Raw genomic sequence first — 20,413 nt, 5'->3', positions numbered from 1 at the left:
AACCAAAAATTCATAAAATCTTTTGTTTCGTTTTATATACGTAAGCCAAAATTTCTGCGATCGCCTTAAAATATTCTTCCGGCACCGCTTGGTCGATATCCACTTGATCATAGAGGGCGCGGGCGAGTGGCCGGTTCTCTACAGTCATGACATCATGTTCTTTCGCAATTGTTCTAATTTTCAAAGCCAAAATATCTGTTCCCTTTGCTACAACATAGGGCGCGTCCATCTTTTCTTCGTCATATTTCAAGGCAATTGCGTAGTGGGTCGGGTTTGTAATGATGACGTCCGCTTTTGGGACTTCCTGCATCATCCGTCTCATGGCCATTTCCCTTTGCCGCTGTTTAATTTTTGATTTTATGAGCGGGTCACCCTCTGATTTTTTATACTCATCTTTGATGTCTTGTTTAGACATCCGTAAGTTTTTTTCATAATCAAATTTCTGATACATGTAATCAAGCCCTGCTAAGATCATGAGAGCACCTGCTGCATATAGACCCATAATCAAGGTCATATTTGCCACGAAATGAAGAGTTTCCTCTGCTGTTAATAAAGGAAGCCTCAGGATATCGTCAAAGTGCATCCAAAGTGCAATAAATGTCGCAAAACCAATTAAACCAATTTTCAAAATGGATTTTAATAGCTCTACGAGGGCTCGAATACTGTATATTCGTTTAAACCCTTTGATTGGATCGAGTTTTTCTAATTTCGGTTTGATTACTTCTGTCGAAAAGAGAAAGCCAACCTGCAAATAGTTACTAATGATCCCTGCCAGCATACCAACACCAAGGATTGGCATGAGGAGGAGTGCTGTTTCCTGAAGCAATTCCACAAATAGTTGATGAATATTAGATGTGCTAACCTTCATTAGCATCGTTGTTGAATAAAAACGTTCAATGAGCGCAATAATACGCTCTTTCATAAAAGGCCCAATAAAAAAGAATGATAAAAAGATTAGTAGAAATGAGATGGCTGTATTGACGTCGGTACTTTTGGCAACCTGCCCTTTTTTACGTGAATCCCGTCTCTTTTTCGGTGTTGCTTTTTCTGTTTTTTCACCTGCGAAAAATTGCAAGTCGAGTCTAAGTCTTGTCGTCATGACGAACCACCGACCAATGCTAAGAAATTCCTCATGGTGAGCACAATCGTTTCAAATGTATTTTGGACGACCCCGAAGATGACACCCATACAAATGATGATCATAATAAAACTCACGCCCATTTTAATGGGCAGTCCAACGACAAATACGTTCATTTGCGGAACTGTACGTGCCACAATTCCTAATGCCAAATCGACTAAAAACAAACTAGCCACAACAGGTGCTGAGATTTGAAAGGCTATGATGAACATTTGGTTGAAACTCTTTGCAATAAAGTAAGCAAAGGATTCACTGCCGAAGTTCAGCGCATACTGATCAACTTGAATATATTGAAAACTGTAATAGATTCCATCAAGCAGCAAATGATGTGCATTTGTTGCCAGCATCAGTAGCAAGGTAACCGTATAAAAAAACTGCCCCATCAGCGGCGTTTGCGCCCCTGTTTGTGGATCAATAATATTGGCAATCGCAAAACCCATTTGAAAATCGATGAATGAGCCGGCAATTTGAACTGCGGACACCATGATATATGCAATCAGTCCAAGCAGAAGTCCGACCATTGCTTCTTTCACGGCAAGCATCATGTAAAGACCGTCGATATCGAGTGCTGGCGGTTCTTTAATGGTGCTAAAACTAATGACAGCCAAAAACAGTGAAAAACCAACTCTGTGAACTGCTGGTATCGTTCGATGCGCTAATAGCGGCACTGTCACGAAAAAAGCGGTGATCCGAATGAAAACGAGAAGAAAGGCAGGAAATAATTCTATGATTGACATCTCTGATTAACCTGCAAATCGATCTAAATTCGAGAACAGCTCTGTTGTAAATGACACAATTGTTGAAAGCATCCACGGACCAAACACAACAAGTCCAATGAGCACTGCAACAATTTTTGGAATGAACGCAAGCGTCTGTTCTTGGATTTGGGTTGTCGCCTGAAACACACTGACAATTAGTCCCACGATTAGTGCGAGCGCTAGAAGCGGCCCGCTGACAAGTAATACAACATACACTGATCTTTCAGCCATCGTAATGACAAATTCTGAACTCATGTTTTAAGCACCTACTCTAAAAGCTTTGCAGCAAAGATTTAACAATCAAATACCATCCATCAACTAATACAAATAACAATATTTTGAAAGGGAGCGATATCATAACCGGCGGAAGCATCATCATCCCCATCGACATCAGGACACTTGCGACCACCATGTCAATAATTAAAAATGGAATAAAAATCATAAAACCAATTTGAAATGCCGTCTTTAATTCTGAAATTGCAAACGCTGGTACCATCGCCGTTAAGGGAATATCTTTAATCGATTCAGGGGTATCCATTTTTGCGTAACTAAGAAATAAAGCCAAATCTTTCTGTCTCGTATGTTTACTCATAAACTCTTTAATTGGCACTTCGGCTTTTTCATAGGCCTGATTTAACGTAATATCATCATTTAAAAGCGGCGTGAGTGCCTCTTTATTAATCTCTGAGAACGTGGGTGCCATAATAAAAAATGTGAGAAACAAAGCAAGTCCTACAAGCACTTGGTTTGGCGGCATTGAGTTGGTTGCAAGTGATGTTCTGACAAACGAAAGAACAATCACAATCCGTGTAAAACAGGTCATTAAAATAAGAATGCCTGGTGCAACTGAAAATACAGTTAACAATAAAAGAAGACGGACAGATGTGCTAATATTCCCTGCGCCACTGGAATTAAATAAATCGATAAACTCATTCATTTTGTTTCGGGCCTTTCTTTCTGACTTCTGATTGGGTCTTTTTCAATTCGGCTAGCTGCGCCTTTAAATTGGCTGAAAAAGAAGAAGTGGTCGGCTGATCGTGTTTCTTCACTTGCGATGTTAGTTTTTGCATCATTTTCGGTAAGTCAGTCTTACTTTCCATCGCTTCTTCGTATTGTTTCACAATCGCTTCGCATTCTTGTTCATCATCGATTTCTTTTAGCAGCTGGATTGAGTCTGCTACGCCGACAACTAATACTCGTTTGCCCACTTTGATCAGCTGAACTGAACGATTTTGACCAACCGTCGTTCCGCCAATATTTTCAACATAGCGAAATGGCTTGAGTAAGCGGTTTTGCTTTCCAACAAATCTCACCAATCCGTAAATGAGCAGGATGACAAAAAGTAAGGCACCAATCATTTTGACAAAATCCATAATGGAGACAGAAGAAGAGGGAACTTCTTCTGCCGGATTCGTTTGATTGTCAGTGGTTTTCTTTTCTGTATCCTTTTTGCTTTCTTTCTCATCTTTGATCCAGTCATTCACCATGCCATTTTCAGGATCTTTTGTTTCAGCAAACAGTGAGGCTGGCTGCGCTGTCAAGAAAAGCATAAAACTGATCATTGCTATACATATCAAACGTTTTTTCAACAAGTCTTACACCCTTTTTTAGCCTAACGTTTTATTAATTGCTTCAAGTACACGGTCTGCCTGGAATGGCTTCACGATAAAGTCTTTTGCACCTGCTTGAATGGCATCAATAACCATTGATTGTTGTCCCATCGCTGAGCACATAATGATTTTTGCAGAAGCATCGATTTGTTTAATTTCTTTTAATGCTGTGATCCCGTCCATTTCTGGCATTGTGATATCCATTGTGACTAGATCAGGAGATGTTTCTTTATATTTTTCAACAGCTTGTGCGCCGTTTTCTGCTTCTCCTACTACATCAAATCCGTTTTTTACAAGAATATCCTTAATCATCATTCTCATGAATGCTGCATCATCTACGATTAATACCTTAGTAGCCATTTACTTATTCTCTCCCTATATGTTTGTTTATTTTAAATTAGAAAGTCTTTCAGACTGACTTAAAATGTCAGTCACACGTACACCAAAGTTCTCATCAATGACAACAACTTCTCCTTTGGCGACGATTCGTTTGTTGACCAGAATGTCGACTGGCTCACCTGCAAGTTTGTCCAGTTCAATGATACTTCCAGCGGAAAGTTCAAGTACTTCTTTCACACTGCGCTGCGTTCTTCCAAGCTCCACTGTAATGGAAAGTGGAATATCCATCAGCATATCAAGATTACCGAGCTGACTTGTTGTATGCTGAGGCTCACTAAATGCCTCAAATTCAACTGGCGCCACATTGACTGGTTCTGCCGGCTTTGGCTTCGCCTGTCTTTTCGGCGGTGCCGATTGCTGCATAGGAGCAGATTGTGCTTGCGGAGCAGCCTGCTGTGGTTCAGGTGCACTCTGAGGTGCTTCTTGAACCGGCTCTTCTTCCGCTGGGTCTGTTAATTCTGCAATCAAATCTTTCGCAAACGTAATAGGGTAAAGCTGCATAATATTTGAATCTATGAGTTCACCTATTGTTAATCTAAAGGACACTTTGACAAGCATCTCTTCAGCTGGAATGCGGTCTGTGCCTTCTCCTTCTTTCACATCAAGCAACTCAACGCGAGGCGGAGAAATATCAATCTTTTTATTAAAGACTGTTGACATGGACGTCGCTGCTGAACCCATCATTTGGTTCATCGCTTCTTGTACTGCACTTAAGTGAATTTCACTTAACGACGGGTCAGCATTTGTTCCATCTCCGCCCATCATTAAATCCGCAATGACTGCCGCATCGGTTTGCTGGATGACAAGCAGGTTACTAGCGCTGAAGCCTTCCGTATAATTCACTTCAATCGCGACATACGGATGAGGAAATTCCTCATTCAGCTTGCTTTTTTGAATCACTGTGACAGTTGGAGTTGTAATCTCCACTTTTTGACTTAATAGGGTTGAAAGTGCTGTTGCAGAGCTTCCAAATGATATATTTCCGATTTCCCCAATGGCATCTTGTTCCATTGCAGAAAGGAGTGTATCAGGCTCTATATCGTCATTGCTGCCTCCTTTAAGGAGCGCATCGATTTCATCTTGTGATAATTTACTTCCGTTATTCTCCATCTTCTTCACCTCTTATGTCGTGATCTAGAATTTGAATCGCCTGTTTCCGATTCACGCGGCCGGCCTGTCCCAAGAATTTCGGTTTATTTCCGACCATAACAGTAAGAGGCGCATTTACTGGTTTGTCCAAGGCAATACAATCACCAATTTCCAAATTCAAAAACTCTTCCACCGTCATTTCCGATTGTCCAAGCTCTGCGACTACCGGTATTTTCGCCGTCATAATCCGTTTTTCAATGGCCTTTGTTTCTTCTTGTTTTGGTTCATTTCGTTCAGATTGCATCCAGTAGTGTACAGACAGCTTCGGAATAATGGGCTCTAATACTACGTGAGGAATACAGAGGTTAATAACCCCGCTGACCTCACCAATTTGTGTATTAAGAGAAATGACGACAACTGTTTCGTTTGGTGACACCATTTGAACAAACTGGGGATTTACCTCGAAATCTGCCATTTCTGGCTCGATGTCGGTTATGGACTGCCACGCTTCTCTGTAGTTTTCCAAAGCTCCCTCAAACATGTTTGAGATAATCTTTGTTTCGATTTCTGTCAGTGATTCTGTCTTATTATGACTAATGCCAATCCCGCCCATCAGCCTATCCATCATGGCATAGCCAATCGTTGGGTTCACTTCAAGCATGATTCTTCCTTCAAGCGGGCTGACATAAAATAAGTTTAATAATGTCATATTAGGAATCGAACGAATAAATTCTTCATATGGCACTTGGTCAACCGAGCTGACAGAAATTTGAATATATGATCTTAGCTGCGCTGAAAAGTGTGTGGTAAGCAGTCTAGCGAAGTTATCATGAATTCTTGTTAAACTTCGAATCTGGTCTTTTGAAAAGCGCAGTGCACGTTTAAAGTCGTACACTTTCACTTTTTTCGTCGTTTCTTCTTTTTTCAGCTCTTCTGCATCCATTTCGCCTGTTGATATGGCGGATAATAATGCGTCGATCTCATTCTGGGAAAGCACTTCTCCTGACATTTCTTCACCTCCATCGTGTCAATTAATCGCCTCTATTGCAGATTAAAGGAGGTTATATAAACTTCTTTCACCTTGCCATCTTGCAAATAGTTATTCACTTTGTTTTTGACCTGTGTTTTAAAATGTTCTCTGCCTTTTTTGCCATCAAGTTCATCTGCATTCGTGTCTGATAAAATGTCAATCACGGCATCTTTCACTTGGAAGCTTCTTTTTTCAAGCTCTTCTTTGGCTTTTTCTGAATCAGTTTCAATATTTAGTACAAGTTTAACCGCATTTCCTTCAGATTTTAAATTGGTCACAATCTCAGGAATTTCAACAGAAGCTTTTACGACTTCATCTGCTGTTGGCTCTTTTTCTGCTTTTGCTTCGTCTGACCCATTCACCAGAAAGACAATACCTGCTCCAATTCCGACGATAGCAATAATCATGATTAGCATTACTACGACTAATTTCTTCTTCATTCAAACTCCTCTATTCCTTGATTCAATGAAATGACTTGGATTTTTCTATAGAAAGAAATGATTTTCTCCTGAAGCTGCTCTTCATCTTCTTTCACAACGAATTTCTTTCCATTGGCGAGTGTAATGGTCGTGTCTGGAAAGCTTTCGATTTGCTCGATATGGAGAGCGTTGAGCATAAATCCTTTGCCATTTAATCTTGTCACTTCAATCATATTAAGCAGAGAAGCGATAAACCGCTCCCCCTACCTCCTATCGTTTCAGATTCACAAGTTCTTGCAGAATTTCATCAGATGTTGTGATCGTCTTTGCATTCGATTGGAATCCACGCTGTGCGATAATCATTTCTGTAAACTCGTCTGTTAAATCAACGTTTGACATTTCAAGTTTACCTGTTTGGACCACGCCCGTTCCTTGTTCACCTGGTACGATTGGATTACTTGGAGCACCTGAGCTTAACGTTTGGCGGTAAAGGTTGTCACCAACTTTGTCTAGCCCTCCTGCGTTACGGAAAGATACGAGTGATATTTGACCAACGGTTCTTGATACATTGTTTTCAACAACCGAAATCGTTCCATCTGGACCAACACTTACACTTGAAACACCGTCTGGAATCGTTATCTTTTGTCCATTCATTCCAAGTAGATAATTTCCATCAGGGGTGACTAAGCTTCCCTCTGAATCAGTGTCGAAATTTCCTGTTCTTGTATAAAGAACTTCTCCTTGAACTTCAATACGGAAAAACCCATCTCCATTGATATAGAAGTCGTAAGGTTCATTTGTATTTTGAGAAGATCCCGCTGACATGATTTTATCGATTGAAGATAAAGATGACCCTAAACCAATTTGCTTTGAGTTGATTGAACCAGAGTTGTTCGTTGGCCCACCAGAACTTCCAATGGTTTGGCTGACCATATCTTTAAAAGTGATACGGCTTTTTTTGTATCCGTGTGTGTTGACGTTGGCTACGTTGTTGGCTACAACATCTAATTTTGTTTGGAAGTTTTTCATTCCGCTAATTCCTGAGTAAAGTGAGCGTAACATTTATTTTCCTCCTCGATTTGCTTACGATTTTTCTCCAACAGTTGTAACATCCCATGGGCTGATTTTCGTTCCATCTTCTAAATATAGGAAGTATTCATTGTTTATGTTTTTCACAGACTTCACAGTGCCAGATATGTCTTTATCATCTTGTTTGCCCGCTACTTCTTTACCAATCCAGCCTACATATGTCGTAAATGGATCTTGGTGTGCAACAAATGTAGACATGATCTGATTCATTTGAGTGATAGATTCGTTCATATTCATTTGCTGTTCTAAAGAAGAAAATGTTGCAAGCTGTGTGACAAACTCACGGTCATCAATCGGGTTTGTCGGATCTTGGTTTTGAAGCTGCGTAAGCAAGATTTTCAAGAACTGATCTCGGCCAAGTGTATCTGTTTTCTTTGCTGCGTTTGAAGAAGTGTCCGCTTGTGCGGCTGTTCTATTCGTCGCATCAACAGTTGCCATTAGATCTCCTCCTCTTCTTCTTCTGATCCAACAAGCGCATCTAGTACATCTTGGAATTCAGCTTCCTGTTCATCAGGCTGCTGGAAACTTTGTCCTTTTGATGGCTGCTGCTTGCCTTCCTCATTAAATTGTCCAAAAGACGGCTGCTCATTTGACTGAAGCGGTATATGGAAACGGTCAACTTGAACCGACATATTCGGTAGCGCCTGCTTGAGCTGCGGCAGATGATGCTCGAGCAGCTCTTTTGCTGCTTGCGTTGAAGCTGTAATTTTACTCGCATACATCCCGTTTTGTTTCGTTAGCTGGATGGTAATAAACCCTAGATTTTCTGGATTTAATCGTACGGTAAACCGTCCGCTTGAATTGCCAAATGGTGTGAACTTCATTTGTTTCCACGTATTTAAAATCTGCTGATCAACCGTGCCTGGCTTTTCGTCAGTTGTTTGCGTCTGCTGCACAGGAGCAGCTGATTGCAGTTGGAAGAACTGTTTATGCCCTGGAAGCAGCGTATGGGTGATTGTTTTTTCAGAAGCAGGTGCCGTAGTGCCTTGACCTTTGGTGACTTCTTTTTTCAGAAGCCATTCAAGTGAGGCAACACCTTTTGCTGGAGATGAGAAGGAAGATTCTTGCCTTGGAGCAACCATTTCTTTTAACTCTCCTAAGGAAATTTTCCACTCTTTATCTGACCCTTTCGCATTCGCCATCATATGATCGATTAACTGATTAAAGTGTTTCAGCTCGCTTTGTGACATATTATTCAGCTTAGGTGCCGATCCTTGCGAGAAGAACTGCTCTTTTACTTGTTGAATGAGCTTTTCATCTGCTCCGTTTTTCGTTAGAAACTTGATGAACTCTTCACCTTTTGCTTGAATATCCTGTACAAATTTTGCATCAAAGCTCACCGGCTGCTGATTCAGTATTTGATATAAGAAAAAGTGGACTTGTATGAGCTGTTCACTATGTTCAGCAACTGGCTTCTTATCCTGATCGCCATAGATCACCGATTCCATCTTTTGAAATAGCTCTTCAAGTGACTTTAAGTCAGCCCCTTCAAGCTTTTGCCCTTGCAGCGCCTGAAGTGCCGCAAGAAGATCTCCATCTATTCCTTCTTCAGGTGATTGCATCCATTTTTCAATGATTTGCATCGCATCATTCATGGATAGATTGGTTTCCGCTGGCTGAGAAATAGCTGGACCACTTTGAATACCTGCGCCATTTAACAATTGTTTAAACAGGCCGCGAGCAGATACTGCCCCCTCTCCCTTTAGTCCCGAGAGACCTTGGGAAGATTGCTGTAAGGCTCCAATGTCCAATAGCTTCACTTATTGTCCACCTCCATTTTCACTTTCTTCTTTTTTGGCAAGCTCCTTCGTGAACGTTGCTGCCTTCTGAGGTGTCAGTTTTGCTAATATGTCCGTCAGCTTATTTTTACTCAGCTCTTCAAGGATCTTCAAAGCCTCTTTATCACTTAGCTCTGATAGAATTTTGGCAGATTTTCCTGCATCCATGCTTTCATAAATGCTGGCGACCTTTCCTTTTGATTGCTGATTAGAAGATGCTGACGAATCAGTTGAAGATCCTGATCCGTTATTACTTGATGATGTACTGTTTGATGAACTGTCACTTGCTGACGTGTTCTCTTTATCAGATGTTTTTTCAAGTGAATTGATTTTTTGATTCAATCGTTTAATCTCTTCATCACTTGTCTTCAAGTCTTTTTGAGCAATTTCAAGTTCATTCTCTTGTTCTTTAATCGTCTTTTTCAACGCTTTCAACTCTGTATCACGTTGATCGTTATTTGAAGATGACGTTTTTGATGTGTCATCTGATCCAACCAAGCTGCTAATCCCCGGAATGTTTTGGAGCGGTTTCTTTAGATCATAACCTGCCATATAAAGGATTGTGCCCGTTACAATCACAAGCACAACCAATGGGATAATGACAATAAACAAGATCCATTGAAATTTACCGCCGCCGCTTGATTCCTTTGTTTTTTCCTTCTTAGGCATTCATCTCGACTCCTAATGTCCTTGAAACATGAATTGGCTGATAGAGATATCATCCATTTCTTTCATTTCAATTGCCTTATGTTCAAGGGAGAACTTTTCAAATTGCTTTTCTTTCATTTTTTCAAACTTTTTAAACTCAATATTTTTTTCAGTTAAATCAGATTGTTTTTCATTCATTTGATGGCGTTTCATGATCACAAGCTGCTGATAATGATGAATGGTGTTATCTAAATTCGTCACAAATTGCTGATAATGACGCATTTCTTGAACACTCATCCCACTTCTCAGCTTTTCTTCTTTGCTCTTTTCCATTAGCTCTTTTTTACTCATATTTTCATAGAGTTTTTCAGCGGCTTGCTCAAATGCCGAAACGGATTGTTGATACGCTGCGAGTGATTTGTCTTTTTCACTTTCTTTCAATTCTAAGAGCTTTTGAAATTTGTATTGATATCTCACTGTTTTTGTCAATCCTCTCTATTCATCAAACTGAGCAATATCCTCACGCTGTCTTCAATCGATACAGCCTCTTCAACATCCTGCTTCAAAAATGAAATCAGTTGTGGGTAAGCTTGCATGGCCTCATCAATATCTTTAGAGGAGCCTTTTTTATATGCTCCAATGTTAATGAGGTCTTCAGCGTTTTGATATGTGGATAAAAGCTGGCGGAACCGGTTAGCCGCTTCCTTGTGATCATGACTTGCGATATTACTCATGACACGACTGATACTTTTCAGAATATTGACAGCTGGAAACTGTCCTTTGTTGGCCAGTGCACGATCAAGTACTATGTGGCCATCTAAAATCCCCCGCACTGTATCAGCGATCGGCTCATTCATATCGTCACCATCAACAAGCACTGTGTAAAACGCTGTGATGGAACCAAGTTGATTTGTACCAGTTCGTTCTAGCAATTTTGGCAGTATAGCGAACACTGAAGGCGTATATCCTTTTGTTGTTGGCGGTTCACCGGTTGCAAGTCCTATTTCCCGCTGTGCCATGGCGACCCTTGTGACAGAATCCATCATAAACATGACATTTTTGCCTCTGTCTCTGAAATATTCGGCAATAGCTGTTGCAGTATAGGCTGCTTTTAATCTTGTCAGTGCGGGCTGATCTGAAGTTGCGACAACAACAATCGAACGCTTCAGTCCTTCAGCTCCTAAATCTTTTTCGATAAACTCGCGAACTTCACGTCCACGCTCTCCAACAAGTGCAATGACATTGAGATCCGCTTCTGTCTGCTTGGCAATCATCCCCATCAAGGTACTTTTACCAACACCGCTTCCCGCGAATATGCCAATTCTTTGACCAGTGCCGACTGTGAGCAAGCTGTCAATCACTCTGACACCAACGCCCATTTTTTCACGAATAGGCGGTCTGTCCATCGGGTTTGGAGGAGATTGTTCTGTTGAGACAGGTGCAAGTCCTTTAGGAAGCATGCTGCCGTCCAGTGGATCACCGAAGGCATCAACAACCTGACCGATTAAACCAGTTCCTACTTTGACCTTTAACGACTCACCTGTTGCTTCAACAAGACTGCCTGGTGAGATGTTAGAGGCTTCTACGTAGGGCATGAGCAAAATGTTTTCATCTTTAAAGCCAACGACTTCTGCTTTGATTGGATGATTCTTACTCCCTTTTTTGTGAATAAGACATACATCACCGATTGAGCTTTCTGGCCCCTTGGACTCAATCATCAGTCCAACAACTCGATTGACTTTACCAAAACGTTTGTAAGGATCGGCGGTTTCAATCGTTTCTTTTAGCACATCTATGTTCATTTGTGATCACCTGAATCAATGACTTCTAATAACTTTTCTTTTAACTGATTCATTTGGGTATCAACACTCGCTTCCACTTTTCCAAAGCTTGTTTCGACGTAACAAGTACCTTTTGGTGCTTTTTCATCCGAGTAAATGGCAAGATGTGTATTCTTTTGAAGGATTCTATTTAATTCGTCTTTATATTCCATCACATGTTCGTAATGTGCAGGGTCGACATAGATGGAAATATCGTCATATTCCTTCACTTCTGAAACGACCTGCTTCACTAGCGTTAAAAATTGTTCTTTTGTGTCCTCAGCTGCATTCCATACTCGTTTAGCGAGCTCAAACGCAAGTTCGACAATTTCTTCAGCAGAGCTTTCGATTTTTGCTTCATAGTCCTGCTTTGCAAGGCTGACAATGTCATTCGCTTGATCAAGAATCGATTGATACTGTAAATTCGCATCTGCTTCGCCTTTTTGAAAACCATCTTGATATCCTGTTTGTTTCGCTTCTTCAATGAGCTGTACTCTTTCTGCTTCAAAATCAGCTCGCCGCTGATTGATTTCAGCCATTGTTTGTTCCAGCTCACGATTTGCTTGTTCTAAAATACGGCTTGCTTCATCTTGTGCATCACTTAATACAAGCTGAGATGCTTCTGTCTCGTTGACAAGCTCTTCTTCGTGATGTTCTCTTTTGAATTCCACTTGCTGCAAGGGAATGGTTTGACGGCCTTGTTCAGGAATAACAGATGTTTCATGTTTGATAATCCTAGACAATGATATCGTCTCCTCCACCTCGAGCTATGACGATTTCTCCAGCCTCTTCAAGTCGTCTTACGATGCTGACAATACGAGTCTGTGCTTCCTCGACATCTCTAAGCCGGACAGGTCCCATAAACTCCATTTCTTCTTTGAACGTTTCGACCATACGTTGCGACATGTTGCGGAAGACAATTTCTTTGACTTCTTCGCTTGCCACTTTGAGTGCAAGTAGTAAATCGTCATTTTCAACATCTCGAATCACGCGCTGAATGGCTCTGCTATCAAGAGTAACAATGTCTTCAAAGACAAACATACGTTTCTTAATTTCATCAGCAAGCTCAGGATCTTGAATTTCCAGTGTATCTAAAATGGTTTTCTCCGTTGCACGGTCTACACCATTCAGTACTTCGACTACCGCTTCGACTCCGCCCGTTTGGGTATAATCTTGCGTAAAGGTTGAAGAAAGCTTTTGTTCAAGAATACGTTCCACCTCATTGATGATCTCTGGAGATGTGCGATCCATTAAAGCAATTCTTCTTGCAACCTCAGTTTGTACTTCCTCGCCTAACTCAGATAAAATCTGTCCAGCCTGTACTGGATCTAAGTAGGAAAGAATGAGCGCAATGGTTTGTGGATGCTCGTGCTGGATAAAGTTTAAAATTTGCTCTGGGTCAGCCTTTCTAGCAAAATCAAATGGTTTCACTTGAAGTGAGGATGTTAAGCGATTTAAGATGCTGTCCGCTTTGTCCTCACCAAGCGCTTTTTCAAGCACTTGTCTTGCGTACATAAGGCCGCCTTGTGATATGTAGTCCTGCGCGATGGCAATGCTGTGAAATTCTTCGATGATCTCATCTTTTTTAGCAGTATCTACACTTCTTACATTTGAAATTTCTAATGTTAATTTTTCTATTTCGTCTTCAGACAGATGTTTGTATACAGATGCTGACACGTCTAGCCCTAAGGAAATCATTAGGATTGCTGCTTTTTGTCTGCCTGTTAGTCGATTTGGATCTTTTCTCGACATGTGTATTCCTCCTAATCCTCGGACAGCCAGCTGCGTAGCAATTTAGCAAAGTCTTCTGGTTTATCTTTTGCCATTTTTTCAAGCTGATTTTTTCTCACCATTTCTTCTGTTTCTGGCTCAGTATCGATATCAGGAACATGAATTGGTGTACGTTCATCAAACTCAAACTCTTCTTCCTCATCTTTTCTTCGCTTACGTACGAGAAGGATAATGAGAGCGATAATGGCAAGTAGTAGCACACCGCCAACAATATAAACCCAAATTGGAATATTGTTTGAAGGGTTTTCTGCTGCCGTTTGCTGTTTACCGTCTAATTTTGATACAGATAAAACGATTTTGTTATCTAAGTCAGCTTGAGTGAGCGCTTGACCGTTTGTGTATTCTTTATCAATCGATGTACTGATGATGGTTGAAAGAATTTTTTTGATATCATCCTGCCTTTCAGCAGTTAATGAGTTCGGATCGTTTGCAGTAGGTGGTTCAACCAGTGCCTGAATGCCAACGTCTCTGATTTTATAAGGACTTTCTTTGATATCTTTATGAATGCGGTTGACTTCATAATTGATACGATCTTCGCTCTTTTCGTAATCTCCGCTTCCATTCGTTCCATCGGCACCTTGATAATTTGTGACATCATCGTCACCTGTTCCAGCGGTGCCTCCAGCTGCTGCACCATTGCCTGAATAAGTTTCAGCAATCTTTTCAGCGCTGACAGCAATTCCTTGCATGTTTTCTTGATCAACTGGTTCGACAAGATCTTCTTTTCTTTTTTCTTCAGTAAAATCAATGTCTGTAGTGACCGATACGGCAACTTTCTCTTGACCCATCATCGTTCCAAGTAGCTGTTGAATTTTTCGTTGAAGATTCTTTTCAATCTCCTCTTTTTTCTGCTGCTGTGCATCCATTCCACTTGCATAGGAATCTGAGCTGCTGTTTAAGTCATAGTAGTTGGAATCTTGGTCCATAATGACAATGTTTTCTGTTTTTAAATTCGGCACACTTTTTGAAATAAGATGATAAAGGCCTTTTACTTGTTGCTGAGTAAGCGTGTAGCCTGGTTGAACTTGCAGCACAATTGATGCTGATGCATTACTTTGCTCTTCTCCAACAAAAACGGAATCTTTTGGCAGATTAATCATAACCTTTGAATCTTTAATCCCATCAATCGTGTTGATCAGATTGGATAGTTCTGTCTGAGTTGCGTCTACTTTCAGAACATCAAATTCATTATCTGTTAAACCGAAGCCGGAATTGTTCGCAAAGAAGGAGTAATCAATATTCCCCGTTTTAGGAAGTCCTTCTGATGCAAGTGTTACTTTTAAAGTGTCTGCTTGCTTTTCTGGAACTAAAATCGTCGTTCCGTTATTTGCAAGTTCCGATTTAACGTTTTTGCCATCCAGTTCCTGTTTGATTTGTCCTGCTTCTGCCTCAGACAAATCTCTAAACAACGGAACCATTTTTTCAGAAGAAGCAAAGATGCTAACAACCGTAATAATGATTGCTAGGGCAGCTACGCCGCCAATCATGAGTATTTTTTGTAATTTTGATCGATTTCGCCAAAACTCAACTGTTTTTGTTCTTAATTGCATTAAAGTACGATTCATCTTAACCCCCGGTCATTCCATTCAGTCTATTTTTTGTCCACCAGCACCTCCTACATCTGCATTCTCATAATCTCTTGGTACGCTTCGACTGCTTTATTCCGAAACTCGGTTGCAGCTGTGAGTGTCACACTCGCTTTTTGTGAAGCAATCATGACTTCATCGAGATTGACATCTTTCCCTTGTGCGAGAGCATTCGTATACTGGTCTGATTTCAGCTGTGATTGATTTAATGCCTCAATGGAATTCTTCAGCACATCAGAGAAATTCGTTTGACTTTTAGGTGCAGCCGCCTGCACAGACGATGCATTCGTCAATTCACTTGCTTGCTGAGCGGTTTGAAGCTGGAAAGGAGATATTGCGTTAACCAATTCTTTTCACCTTACTTTCCTATTTCTAAAGCTTTCATCAGCATGCTTTTATTCGCATTCAGCGCAGTCACGTTTGCTTCATATGACCTTGAGCTGCTGATGAGATCAACCATTTCCTTTAATGGATCAACGTTTGGTGTTTGAACATATCCATTTTCATTGGCATCGGGATTTGTAGGATCATATTGAAGGTTGAATGGAGTTTCGTCTTCAGTAATTTTTGTTACTTTGACGCCGTTTCCTAATTTGCCGCTCGAATTCATGCTTGAGTTCAATATAGATGAAAATGATTCACCTGACGGCTGTAATGTGACGAGCTTGCGTCTATAAGGCTCCCACTTGCCATCAACCTGTTTAGCTCTTGTTGTATCCATATTCGCAAGGTTAGAGGATACAACGTCCATTCTGAGCCTCTGTGCTGTTAATGCTGAGGCCGAAGCGTTCACGCCTGAAAAAATCGACATCACTTACCTCCTGTCAAAACTGTTTTAAGAGAATTGAACTTTCCGCTCATTCTTTCAACCAACGCATTATACTGAATTTGGTTTTTAGCGAGTTCACTCATCTCTTGATCAATATCGACATTATTTCCGTTTTCTTGATAAGAAGTACGGTTACTCGAAACAACTGAATAATTAGACCCTGTTTTAGAGAAATCAATGTGACCTTGGTATGTTTTTTTAGCATCTAATTTGATTGACGCATCATTTAGCATGTCGTGGAATGCAACTTTTTTAGACTTGTAGTTCGGTGTGTCTATATTCGCGATATTATTGCTTATGACTTTTTGCTTAACGTTCGCTCTGCCCAAGGCATTCTCAAGGTTGCTTATCGTTCCAGAAAATATATCCAAAACCATATACCTCCAATCATATGTATTTCATTCCATTTAATCATGTCGAGATTTGTAAAACCATATGTTCATTGTAAGAAATAATAGGATTAAAGTCTATGATGTAATTGTAAAAAAAACTCGTAATATATATCTATTTTACGAATAGGTATAAAGACCTAGATTCAAAGCACTACAGAATTGTAAGGGGTTTCTTGGAAAAAAGAGTGTCATTTTTCGGACAAATCCTCATTTTTTATACAAAAAAACCCTTTTCAGCGTTTATTTCGGCCGAAAAGGGTTTTTTTTGATTAGTGAGATTTTAAATTTTCAAGTTCAATTAAAAATTTGTTGTTTAACACTTTGATGTATGTTCCCTTCATTCCAAGAGAACGAGATTCAATAACGCCTGCACTTTCTAATTTACGAAGTGCGTTTACGATCACTGAACGAGTGATTCCTACACGGTCAGCAATCTTACTTGCCACAAGCAGCCCTTCGTTTCCATCAAGTTCTTCAAAGATATGCTCAATCGCTTCAAGCTCACTATATGAAAGAGAGCTGATTGCCATTTGAACAACCGCTTTACTTCTTGCTTCTTCTTCAATTTCTTCCGCTTTCTCGCGAAGAATCTCCATTCCAACAACTGTTGCGCCGTATTCAGCAAGAATTAAATCATCATCTGTGAATGTATCTTGCAAACGAGAAAGGATTAACGTCCCTAAGCGGTCTCCGCCTCCGATGATTGGTACAATCGTTGTCAAACCTGATTGGAATAAATCACGGTTCTCAATCGGGAAAGCTGTGTACTCACTGTTGATGTCAAGGTTTGAAGATGTTTCAGGGACATTGAATAAGCTTTTTGTATATTCTTCAGGGAACTGACGATCTTCCAGCATTTTTTTCATACGTGCATTTTCAATCTGCTGGTTAATGGAGTAGCCAAGAAGCTTCCCTCTTCTGCTTAATACGAAAATGTTTGAATCAATGACATCTCTCAATGTTTCTGCCATTTCTTTAAAATTAACCGGCTTCCCCGCTGCATCTTGCAGCATCGAGTTAATAATCCTTGTTTTTTGTAGTAACGCCATAATAATGATCCTCCTAGATTACTTTATTCATTTGTTAAAGTATAAATTGACTTAAGTCTTTATTATTTGCAATCTTTCCTAGCTTCTCTTCTACATACTGAGGGGTAATGGTCACTGTTTCCATTGTAATATCAGGCGCCTCAAATGAGAGCTCTTCTAGCAGCTTCTCAAGTATGGTGTGAAGCCTTCTTGCACCGATGTTATCCGTCTCCTGATTGACGTGATAAGCCACTTCGGCAATCTTATGAATAGCATCGTCAGAAAATTCAAGAGATATACCTTCTGTTTCAAGTAGAGCCTTATATTGCTTTAATAACGCGTTATCTGGTTCCGTTAAGATTTTCACAAAGTCTTCTATACTTAATTTATCTAATTCTACACGGATTGGGAAGCGTCCTTGAAGCTCTGGAATCAAATCCGAGGGTTTCGCCATATGAAAAGCGCCTGCTGCTACAAATAGAACATGATCTGTTTTCACAGCCCCATACTTCGTCATCACAGTGGAACCTTCTACAATCGGTAAAATATCACGTTGAACCCCTTCACGAGAAACATCTGCAGACGATGCACCACCGCTTTTGGCAATTTTATCGATCTCATCGATAAAGATTATTCCTTGCTGCTCTGCTTTTTGCACGGCTTCCTGACCGACTTCATCCATATCAATCAGTTTTGAAGCTTCCTCAGCAGTTAACGCTTTTCTCGCTTCTCTGACGGTCAGCTTTCTGCGTTTTTTCTTTTTAGGCATGAGATTGCTAAGCGCATCCTGCATGTTCATACCCATTTGCTCCATACCCGAGCCTTGAAGCATATCAAACATGGAAGGCTGCTGCTCTTCGACTTCAATCGTGACGTAATGGTCTTCAAGTTCACCCATCGCCAGCTGGTGCGCAATGCGTTTTCTCGTCGACTCAAGCTCTACTTCTTCACTTGAGTGATCTCGATCACTTTCATCAGCATCAGAACCACCAAACAGCATCTCAAAAGGATTTTTCACAGACTGACTTTTTTTCTTTCCAGGAACAAGTAAATGAACAAGCCGTTTGTTTGCTTGTTTTTCCGCTTCTTCTTGAACATCCTTCATTTTTTCTTCTTTGACTAGTCTGATTGCTGTTTCCACTAAATCTCTGACCATTGATTCTACGTCACGTCCGACATATCCAACTTCAGTAAACTTCGTCGCTTCCACTTTAATGAAAGGTGCACCAGAAATCCTTGCAATTCTGCGGGCAATTTCTGTTTTCCCCACACCTGTCGGACCAATCATTAAGATGTTTTTAGGAACGACTTCATCCTTTAGCTTATCATGTAAAAGACTTCTTCTGTAACGGTTTCTTAAAGCCACCGCCACTGCTTTTTTCGCATCAAGCTGACCAATAATGTACTGATCGAGCTTTTCAACTATCTCTCTTGGGGTGAACGGCTTTTTCTCCATACGTCTCATGTCCTTTCTATTCAAGCTCTTCTAAAGTGATTTGATCGTTCGTGTAGACACAGATTTCTCCGGCCGTTTCAAGAGCCGCCTTTGCAATCTCTCGAGCTGAGAGATGGTCACCTGCATGTTTTTTGAGTGCTCTCCCGGCGCTAAGCGCATAATTACCGCCTGACCCGATAGCCAAAATGCCATCGTCTGGCTCGATGACCTCTCCTGTTCCAGATACGAGCAGGATGCTTTCTTTATTCATGACGATCAGCATGGCCTCAAGCTGTCTGAGCATCTTGTCACTTCGCCATTCTTTCGCCAGTTCTACAGCTGCTCGTTTTAGGTTACCACCGTATTCTTCAAGCTTCGTTTCAAACTTCTCAAAGAGTGTAAATGCATCTGCAACTGAACCAGCAAAACCTGCGAGTACTTTGCCTCCGAAAAGACGGCGCACTTTTTTTGCTGTGTGTTTCATGACGACAGCCTGCCCAAAAGTGACTTGACCGTCTCCAGCCATCGCACTTTTTCCTTTATGTTGAACGGCAAAGATTGTGGTTGCATGAAATGATGACATGAAAAAACCTCCTTTTAGGATCGTTTAAAAGCCCTTGGGTGATGAGACATGTACGTTTTTCTTAAAGAATCTTTTGATACATGTGTGTACACCTGTGTTGATGATAAATTTGAGTGACCGAGAAGTTCTTGAACACTTCTTAAATCCGCTCCCTCGTTTAAAAGATGCGTAGCAAAGGTGTGCCTTAACATGTGAGGATGGATATGTAATGTGCCAGACGCCTTTTTCATTAATTCAGTCAGAATGAATCGAACGCCTCTGTCTGTAAGAGGAGCTCCGCGCTGATTCAAAAACACATGTGAATCAGCACGATCCTTTCCCTTCACTTTCAGCTTCTGCCTTCCATCCTCTAAATATGTGGAGAGCGCTTCATGTGCATAAGAGCCGAAAGGTACATACCGTTGTTTGCTGCCTTTCCCATGAACAAGCACTGTATCCATCGATAAATCAAGATCAGATTCTTTTAATGAACATAACTCACTGACCCTCATACCTGTTGCATAAAGAAGTTCTAAAATGGCTTGATTTCTTTGACCAAGCGGTGTATTTACATCAGAAACTGTAAATAGCTCTTTTAGCTCCTCTTCATACAAAAATGAAGGAATTCGCTTATCCTGCTTTGGTAAGCTAACGAGTAAAAAAGGATTTTCTTTCACAAGCTGTTCTCTTAATAAAAATTTATAAAAGCTGCGAAGTGCAGAGACTTTCTTACTAATCGTTCTTCTTGTAAGGCCTTTTTCATAAGCTTCTGTTAAATAAATTCTCGTATCTTGATAGGATACCTCTTCAAAACCGTCTATTCCTTGAATGTTCATAAATCTGACAAACTCTTCAATCGCCTCAGTATAACCCGAGATCGTTAAAGCTGAATAGTTCTTTTCAATCTGCAAATATTCAATGAATAAGTGGACAAGACGCTGTTTATCTGTCATTTTTACACCTCTTTAAGGCTTTTAAATGGTATCACATATCTTGCTTCCCGTGCAATGTT

At 40.6% G+C, this 20,413-nt stretch carries 26 protein-coding genes; all 26 read right to left on the bottom strand.

Annotated elements, in window-relative coordinates; translation table 11 throughout:
- Window positions 1-10: 10 nt before the first annotated feature.
- Window positions 11-1,099 (bottom strand): flagellar biosynthesis protein FlhB, encoded by a 1,089-nt coding sequence (gene flhB, locus MHI20_RS01920; protein WP_024720358.1) that lies wholly within the window; start codon window positions 1,097-1,099, stop codon window positions 11-13.
- Window positions 1,096-1,875, bottom strand: coding sequence for a flagellar biosynthetic protein FliR (gene fliR, locus MHI20_RS01915; protein WP_007499578.1), 780 nt, complete (start codon window positions 1,873-1,875; stop codon window positions 1,096-1,098). Before fliR ends, flhB begins: the two co-directional genes overlap by 4 nt.
- Window positions 1,876-1,881: 6 nt before the next feature.
- Complete coding sequence (gene fliQ, locus MHI20_RS01910) at window positions 1,882-2,151, bottom strand: flagellar biosynthesis protein FliQ (RefSeq protein WP_003211206.1); 270 nt, start codon at window positions 2,149-2,151, stop codon at window positions 1,882-1,884.
- A 16-nt stretch (window positions 2,152-2,167) separates the two neighbouring features.
- On the bottom strand, window positions 2,168-2,833 hold the full coding sequence (gene fliP / locus MHI20_RS01905) for a flagellar type III secretion system pore protein FliP (protein WP_007499580.1): 666 nt from the start codon (window positions 2,831-2,833) through the stop codon (window positions 2,168-2,170).
- Window positions 2,826-3,485 carry a flagella biosynthesis regulatory protein FliZ gene (fliZ, locus tag MHI20_RS01900; RefSeq protein WP_041090515.1) on the bottom strand — a complete coding sequence of 220 codons (660 nt, stop codon included), beginning with the start codon at window positions 3,483-3,485 and terminating at the stop codon, window positions 2,826-2,828. Before fliZ ends, fliP begins: the two co-directional genes overlap by 8 nt.
- An 18-nt stretch (window positions 3,486-3,503) precedes the next feature.
- Window positions 3,504-3,866, bottom strand: a complete 363-nt coding sequence (locus MHI20_RS01895; protein ID WP_007499584.1) for a response regulator — start codon at window positions 3,864-3,866, stop codon at window positions 3,504-3,506.
- A 27-nt stretch (window positions 3,867-3,893) separates the two neighbouring features.
- Window positions 3,894-5,015, bottom strand: a complete 1,122-nt coding sequence (fliY, locus tag MHI20_RS01890) for a flagellar motor switch phosphatase FliY (protein WP_007499588.1) — start codon at window positions 5,013-5,015, stop codon at window positions 3,894-3,896.
- Complete coding sequence (fliM, locus tag MHI20_RS01885; RefSeq protein ID WP_008354483.1) at window positions 5,005-6,003, bottom strand: flagellar motor switch protein FliM; 999 nt, start codon at window positions 6,001-6,003, stop codon at window positions 5,005-5,007. Before fliM ends, fliY begins: the two co-directional genes overlap by 11 nt.
- A 32-nt stretch (window positions 6,004-6,035) precedes the next feature.
- Entirely contained in the window at window positions 6,036-6,464 is a 429-nt protein-coding gene (fliL, locus tag MHI20_RS01880) for a flagellar basal body-associated protein FliL (RefSeq protein WP_007499592.1), read from the bottom strand.
- The gene (locus MHI20_RS01875) at window positions 6,461-6,676 is read right to left on the bottom strand and encodes a flagellar FlbD family protein (protein WP_008344794.1); all 216 of its coding nucleotides are present in this window, start codon (window positions 6,674-6,676) and stop codon (window positions 6,461-6,463) included. Before MHI20_RS01875 ends, fliL begins: the two co-directional genes overlap by 4 nt.
- Window positions 6,677-6,713: 37 nt before the next feature.
- On the bottom strand, window positions 6,714-7,505 hold the full coding sequence (gene flgG, locus MHI20_RS01870; protein ID WP_330546903.1) for a flagellar basal body rod protein FlgG: 792 nt from the start codon (window positions 7,503-7,505) through the stop codon (window positions 6,714-6,716).
- Between the two features lie 21 nt (window positions 7,506-7,526).
- Complete coding sequence (gene flgD, locus MHI20_RS01865) at window positions 7,527-7,970, bottom strand: flagellar hook assembly protein FlgD (RefSeq protein WP_041507305.1); 444 nt, start codon at window positions 7,968-7,970, stop codon at window positions 7,527-7,529.
- Entirely contained in the window at window positions 7,970-9,292 is a 1,323-nt protein-coding gene (gene fliK, locus MHI20_RS01860) for a flagellar hook-length control protein FliK (protein ID WP_340936439.1), read from the bottom strand. The genes flgD and fliK overlap by 1 nt, the downstream gene beginning before the upstream one ends.
- Window positions 9,293-9,979 carry a MotE family protein gene (locus tag MHI20_RS01855; protein ID WP_024720353.1) on the bottom strand — a complete coding sequence of 229 codons (687 nt, stop codon included), beginning with the start codon at window positions 9,977-9,979 and terminating at the stop codon, window positions 9,293-9,295.
- A 12-nt stretch (window positions 9,980-9,991) separates the two neighbouring features.
- Window positions 9,992-10,435 (bottom strand): flagellar export protein FliJ, encoded by a 444-nt coding sequence (fliJ, locus tag MHI20_RS01850; protein ID WP_024720352.1) that lies wholly within the window; start codon window positions 10,433-10,435, stop codon window positions 9,992-9,994.
- A gap of 8 nt (window positions 10,436-10,443) precedes the next feature.
- Window positions 10,444-11,760, bottom strand: a complete 1,317-nt coding sequence (gene fliI / locus MHI20_RS01845) for a flagellar protein export ATPase FliI (RefSeq protein WP_008344803.1) — start codon at window positions 11,758-11,760, stop codon at window positions 10,444-10,446.
- Window positions 11,757-12,521, bottom strand: coding sequence for a flagellar assembly protein FliH (gene fliH / locus MHI20_RS01840; RefSeq protein WP_024720351.1), 765 nt, complete (start codon window positions 12,519-12,521; stop codon window positions 11,757-11,759). The genes fliI and fliH overlap by 4 nt, the downstream gene beginning before the upstream one ends.
- Window positions 12,514-13,530, bottom strand: coding sequence for a flagellar motor switch protein FliG (gene fliG / locus MHI20_RS01835; protein ID WP_008344808.1), 1,017 nt, complete (start codon window positions 13,528-13,530; stop codon window positions 12,514-12,516). Before fliG ends, fliH begins: the two co-directional genes overlap by 8 nt.
- Before the next feature lie 11 nt (window positions 13,531-13,541).
- Window positions 13,542-15,134 carry a flagellar basal-body MS-ring/collar protein FliF gene (fliF, locus tag MHI20_RS01830; protein ID WP_024720350.1) on the bottom strand — a complete coding sequence of 531 codons (1,593 nt, stop codon included), beginning with the start codon at window positions 15,132-15,134 and terminating at the stop codon, window positions 13,542-13,544.
- 50 nt (window positions 15,135-15,184) lie between these two features.
- On the bottom strand, window positions 15,185-15,502 hold the full coding sequence (fliE, locus tag MHI20_RS01825; protein ID WP_007499609.1) for a flagellar hook-basal body complex protein FliE: 318 nt from the start codon (window positions 15,500-15,502) through the stop codon (window positions 15,185-15,187).
- Between the two features lie 11 nt (window positions 15,503-15,513).
- Window positions 15,514-15,966 carry a flagellar basal body rod protein FlgC gene (flgC, locus tag MHI20_RS01820; RefSeq protein ID WP_007499610.1) on the bottom strand — a complete coding sequence of 151 codons (453 nt, stop codon included), beginning with the start codon at window positions 15,964-15,966 and terminating at the stop codon, window positions 15,514-15,516.
- Complete coding sequence (flgB, locus tag MHI20_RS01815) at window positions 15,966-16,355, bottom strand: flagellar basal body rod protein FlgB (protein ID WP_017359092.1); 390 nt, start codon at window positions 16,353-16,355, stop codon at window positions 15,966-15,968. The genes flgC and flgB overlap by 1 nt, the downstream gene beginning before the upstream one ends.
- Window positions 16,356-16,645: 290 nt before the next feature.
- On the bottom strand, window positions 16,646-17,425 hold the full coding sequence (gene codY, locus MHI20_RS01810; RefSeq protein WP_007499612.1) for a GTP-sensing pleiotropic transcriptional regulator CodY: 780 nt from the start codon (window positions 17,423-17,425) through the stop codon (window positions 16,646-16,648).
- Between the two features lie 34 nt (window positions 17,426-17,459).
- Complete coding sequence (hslU, locus tag MHI20_RS01805; protein WP_008344818.1) at window positions 17,460-18,860, bottom strand: HslU--HslV peptidase ATPase subunit; 1,401 nt, start codon at window positions 18,858-18,860, stop codon at window positions 17,460-17,462.
- A gap of 16 nt (window positions 18,861-18,876) precedes the next feature.
- Window positions 18,877-19,422, bottom strand: coding sequence for an ATP-dependent protease subunit HslV (hslV, locus tag MHI20_RS01800; RefSeq protein ID WP_007499614.1), 546 nt, complete (start codon window positions 19,420-19,422; stop codon window positions 18,877-18,879).
- A 14-nt stretch (window positions 19,423-19,436) separates the two neighbouring features.
- On the bottom strand, window positions 19,437-20,354 hold the full coding sequence (gene xerC / locus MHI20_RS01795; RefSeq protein ID WP_007499616.1) for a tyrosine recombinase XerC: 918 nt from the start codon (window positions 20,352-20,354) through the stop codon (window positions 19,437-19,439).
- Window positions 20,355-20,413 lie beyond the last annotated feature (59 nt).

Origin of the sequence: Bacillus sp. FSL K6-1106, assembly GCF_038005245.1 — a bacterium.
Taxonomy (GTDB): domain Bacteria; phylum Bacillota; class Bacilli; order Bacillales; family Bacillaceae; genus Bacillus; species Bacillus altitudinis.
This window is presented reverse-complemented; position numbering and strand designations above follow the sequence as displayed.

Excerpts from the sequence above, each read along its gene's own strand:
- flhB (WP_024720358.1), bottom strand. The coding sequence starts at position 1,099 with ATGACGACAAGACTTAGACTCGACTTGCAATTTTTCGCAGGTGAAAAA.
- fliR (WP_007499578.1), bottom strand. The coding sequence starts at position 1,875 with ATGTCAATCATAGAATTATTTCCTGCCTTTCTTCTCGTTTTCATTCGG.
- fliQ (WP_003211206.1), bottom strand. The coding sequence starts at position 2,151 with ATGAGTTCAGAATTTGTCATTACGATGGCTGAAAGATCAGTGTATGTT.
- fliP (WP_007499580.1), bottom strand. The coding sequence starts at position 2,833 with ATGAATGAGTTTATCGATTTATTTAATTCCAGTGGCGCAGGGAATATT.
- MHI20_RS01895 (WP_007499584.1), bottom strand. The coding sequence starts at position 3,866 with ATGGCTACTAAGGTATTAATCGTAGATGATGCAGCATTCATGAGAATG.
- fliY (WP_007499588.1), bottom strand. The coding sequence starts at position 5,015 with ATGGAGAATAACGGAAGTAAATTATCACAAGATGAAATCGATGCGCTC.
- fliM (WP_008354483.1), bottom strand. The coding sequence starts at position 6,003 with ATGTCAGGAGAAGTGCTTTCCCAGAATGAGATCGACGCATTATTATCC.
- fliL (WP_007499592.1), bottom strand. The coding sequence starts at position 6,464 with ATGAAGAAGAAATTAGTCGTAGTAATGCTAATCATGATTATTGCTATC.
- MHI20_RS01875 (WP_008344794.1), bottom strand. The coding sequence starts at position 6,676 with ATGATTGAAGTGACAAGATTAAATGGCAAAGGATTTATGCTCAACGCT.
- flgG (WP_330546903.1), bottom strand. The coding sequence starts at position 7,505 with ATGTTACGCTCACTTTACTCAGGAATTAGCGGAATGAAAAACTTCCAA.
- flgD (WP_041507305.1), bottom strand. The coding sequence starts at position 7,970 with ATGGCAACTGTTGATGCGACGAATAGAACAGCCGCACAAGCGGACACT.
- MHI20_RS01855 (WP_024720353.1), bottom strand. The coding sequence starts at position 9,979 with ATGCCTAAGAAGGAAAAAACAAAGGAATCAAGCGGCGGCGGTAAATTT.
- fliI (WP_008344803.1), bottom strand. The coding sequence starts at position 11,760 with ATGAACATAGATGTGCTAAAAGAAACGATTGAAACCGCCGATCCTTAC.
- fliG (WP_008344808.1), bottom strand. The coding sequence starts at position 13,530 with ATGTCGAGAAAAGATCCAAATCGACTAACAGGCAGACAAAAAGCAGCA.
- fliF (WP_024720350.1), bottom strand. The coding sequence starts at position 15,134 with ATGAATCGTACTTTAATGCAATTAAGAACAAAAACAGTTGAGTTTTGG.
- flgC (WP_007499610.1), bottom strand. The coding sequence starts at position 15,966 with ATGTCGATTTTTTCAGGCGTGAACGCTTCGGCCTCAGCATTAACAGCA.
- codY (WP_007499612.1), bottom strand. The coding sequence starts at position 17,425 with ATGGCGTTACTACAAAAAACAAGGATTATTAACTCGATGCTGCAAGAT.
- hslU (WP_008344818.1), bottom strand. The coding sequence starts at position 18,860 with ATGGAGAAAAAGCCGTTCACCCCAAGAGAGATAGTTGAAAAGCTCGAT.
- hslV (WP_007499614.1), bottom strand. The coding sequence starts at position 19,422 with ATGTCATCATTTCATGCAACCACAATCTTTGCCGTTCAACATAAAGGA.
- xerC (WP_007499616.1), bottom strand. The coding sequence starts at position 20,354 with ATGACAGATAAACAGCGTCTTGTCCACTTATTCATTGAATATTTGCAG.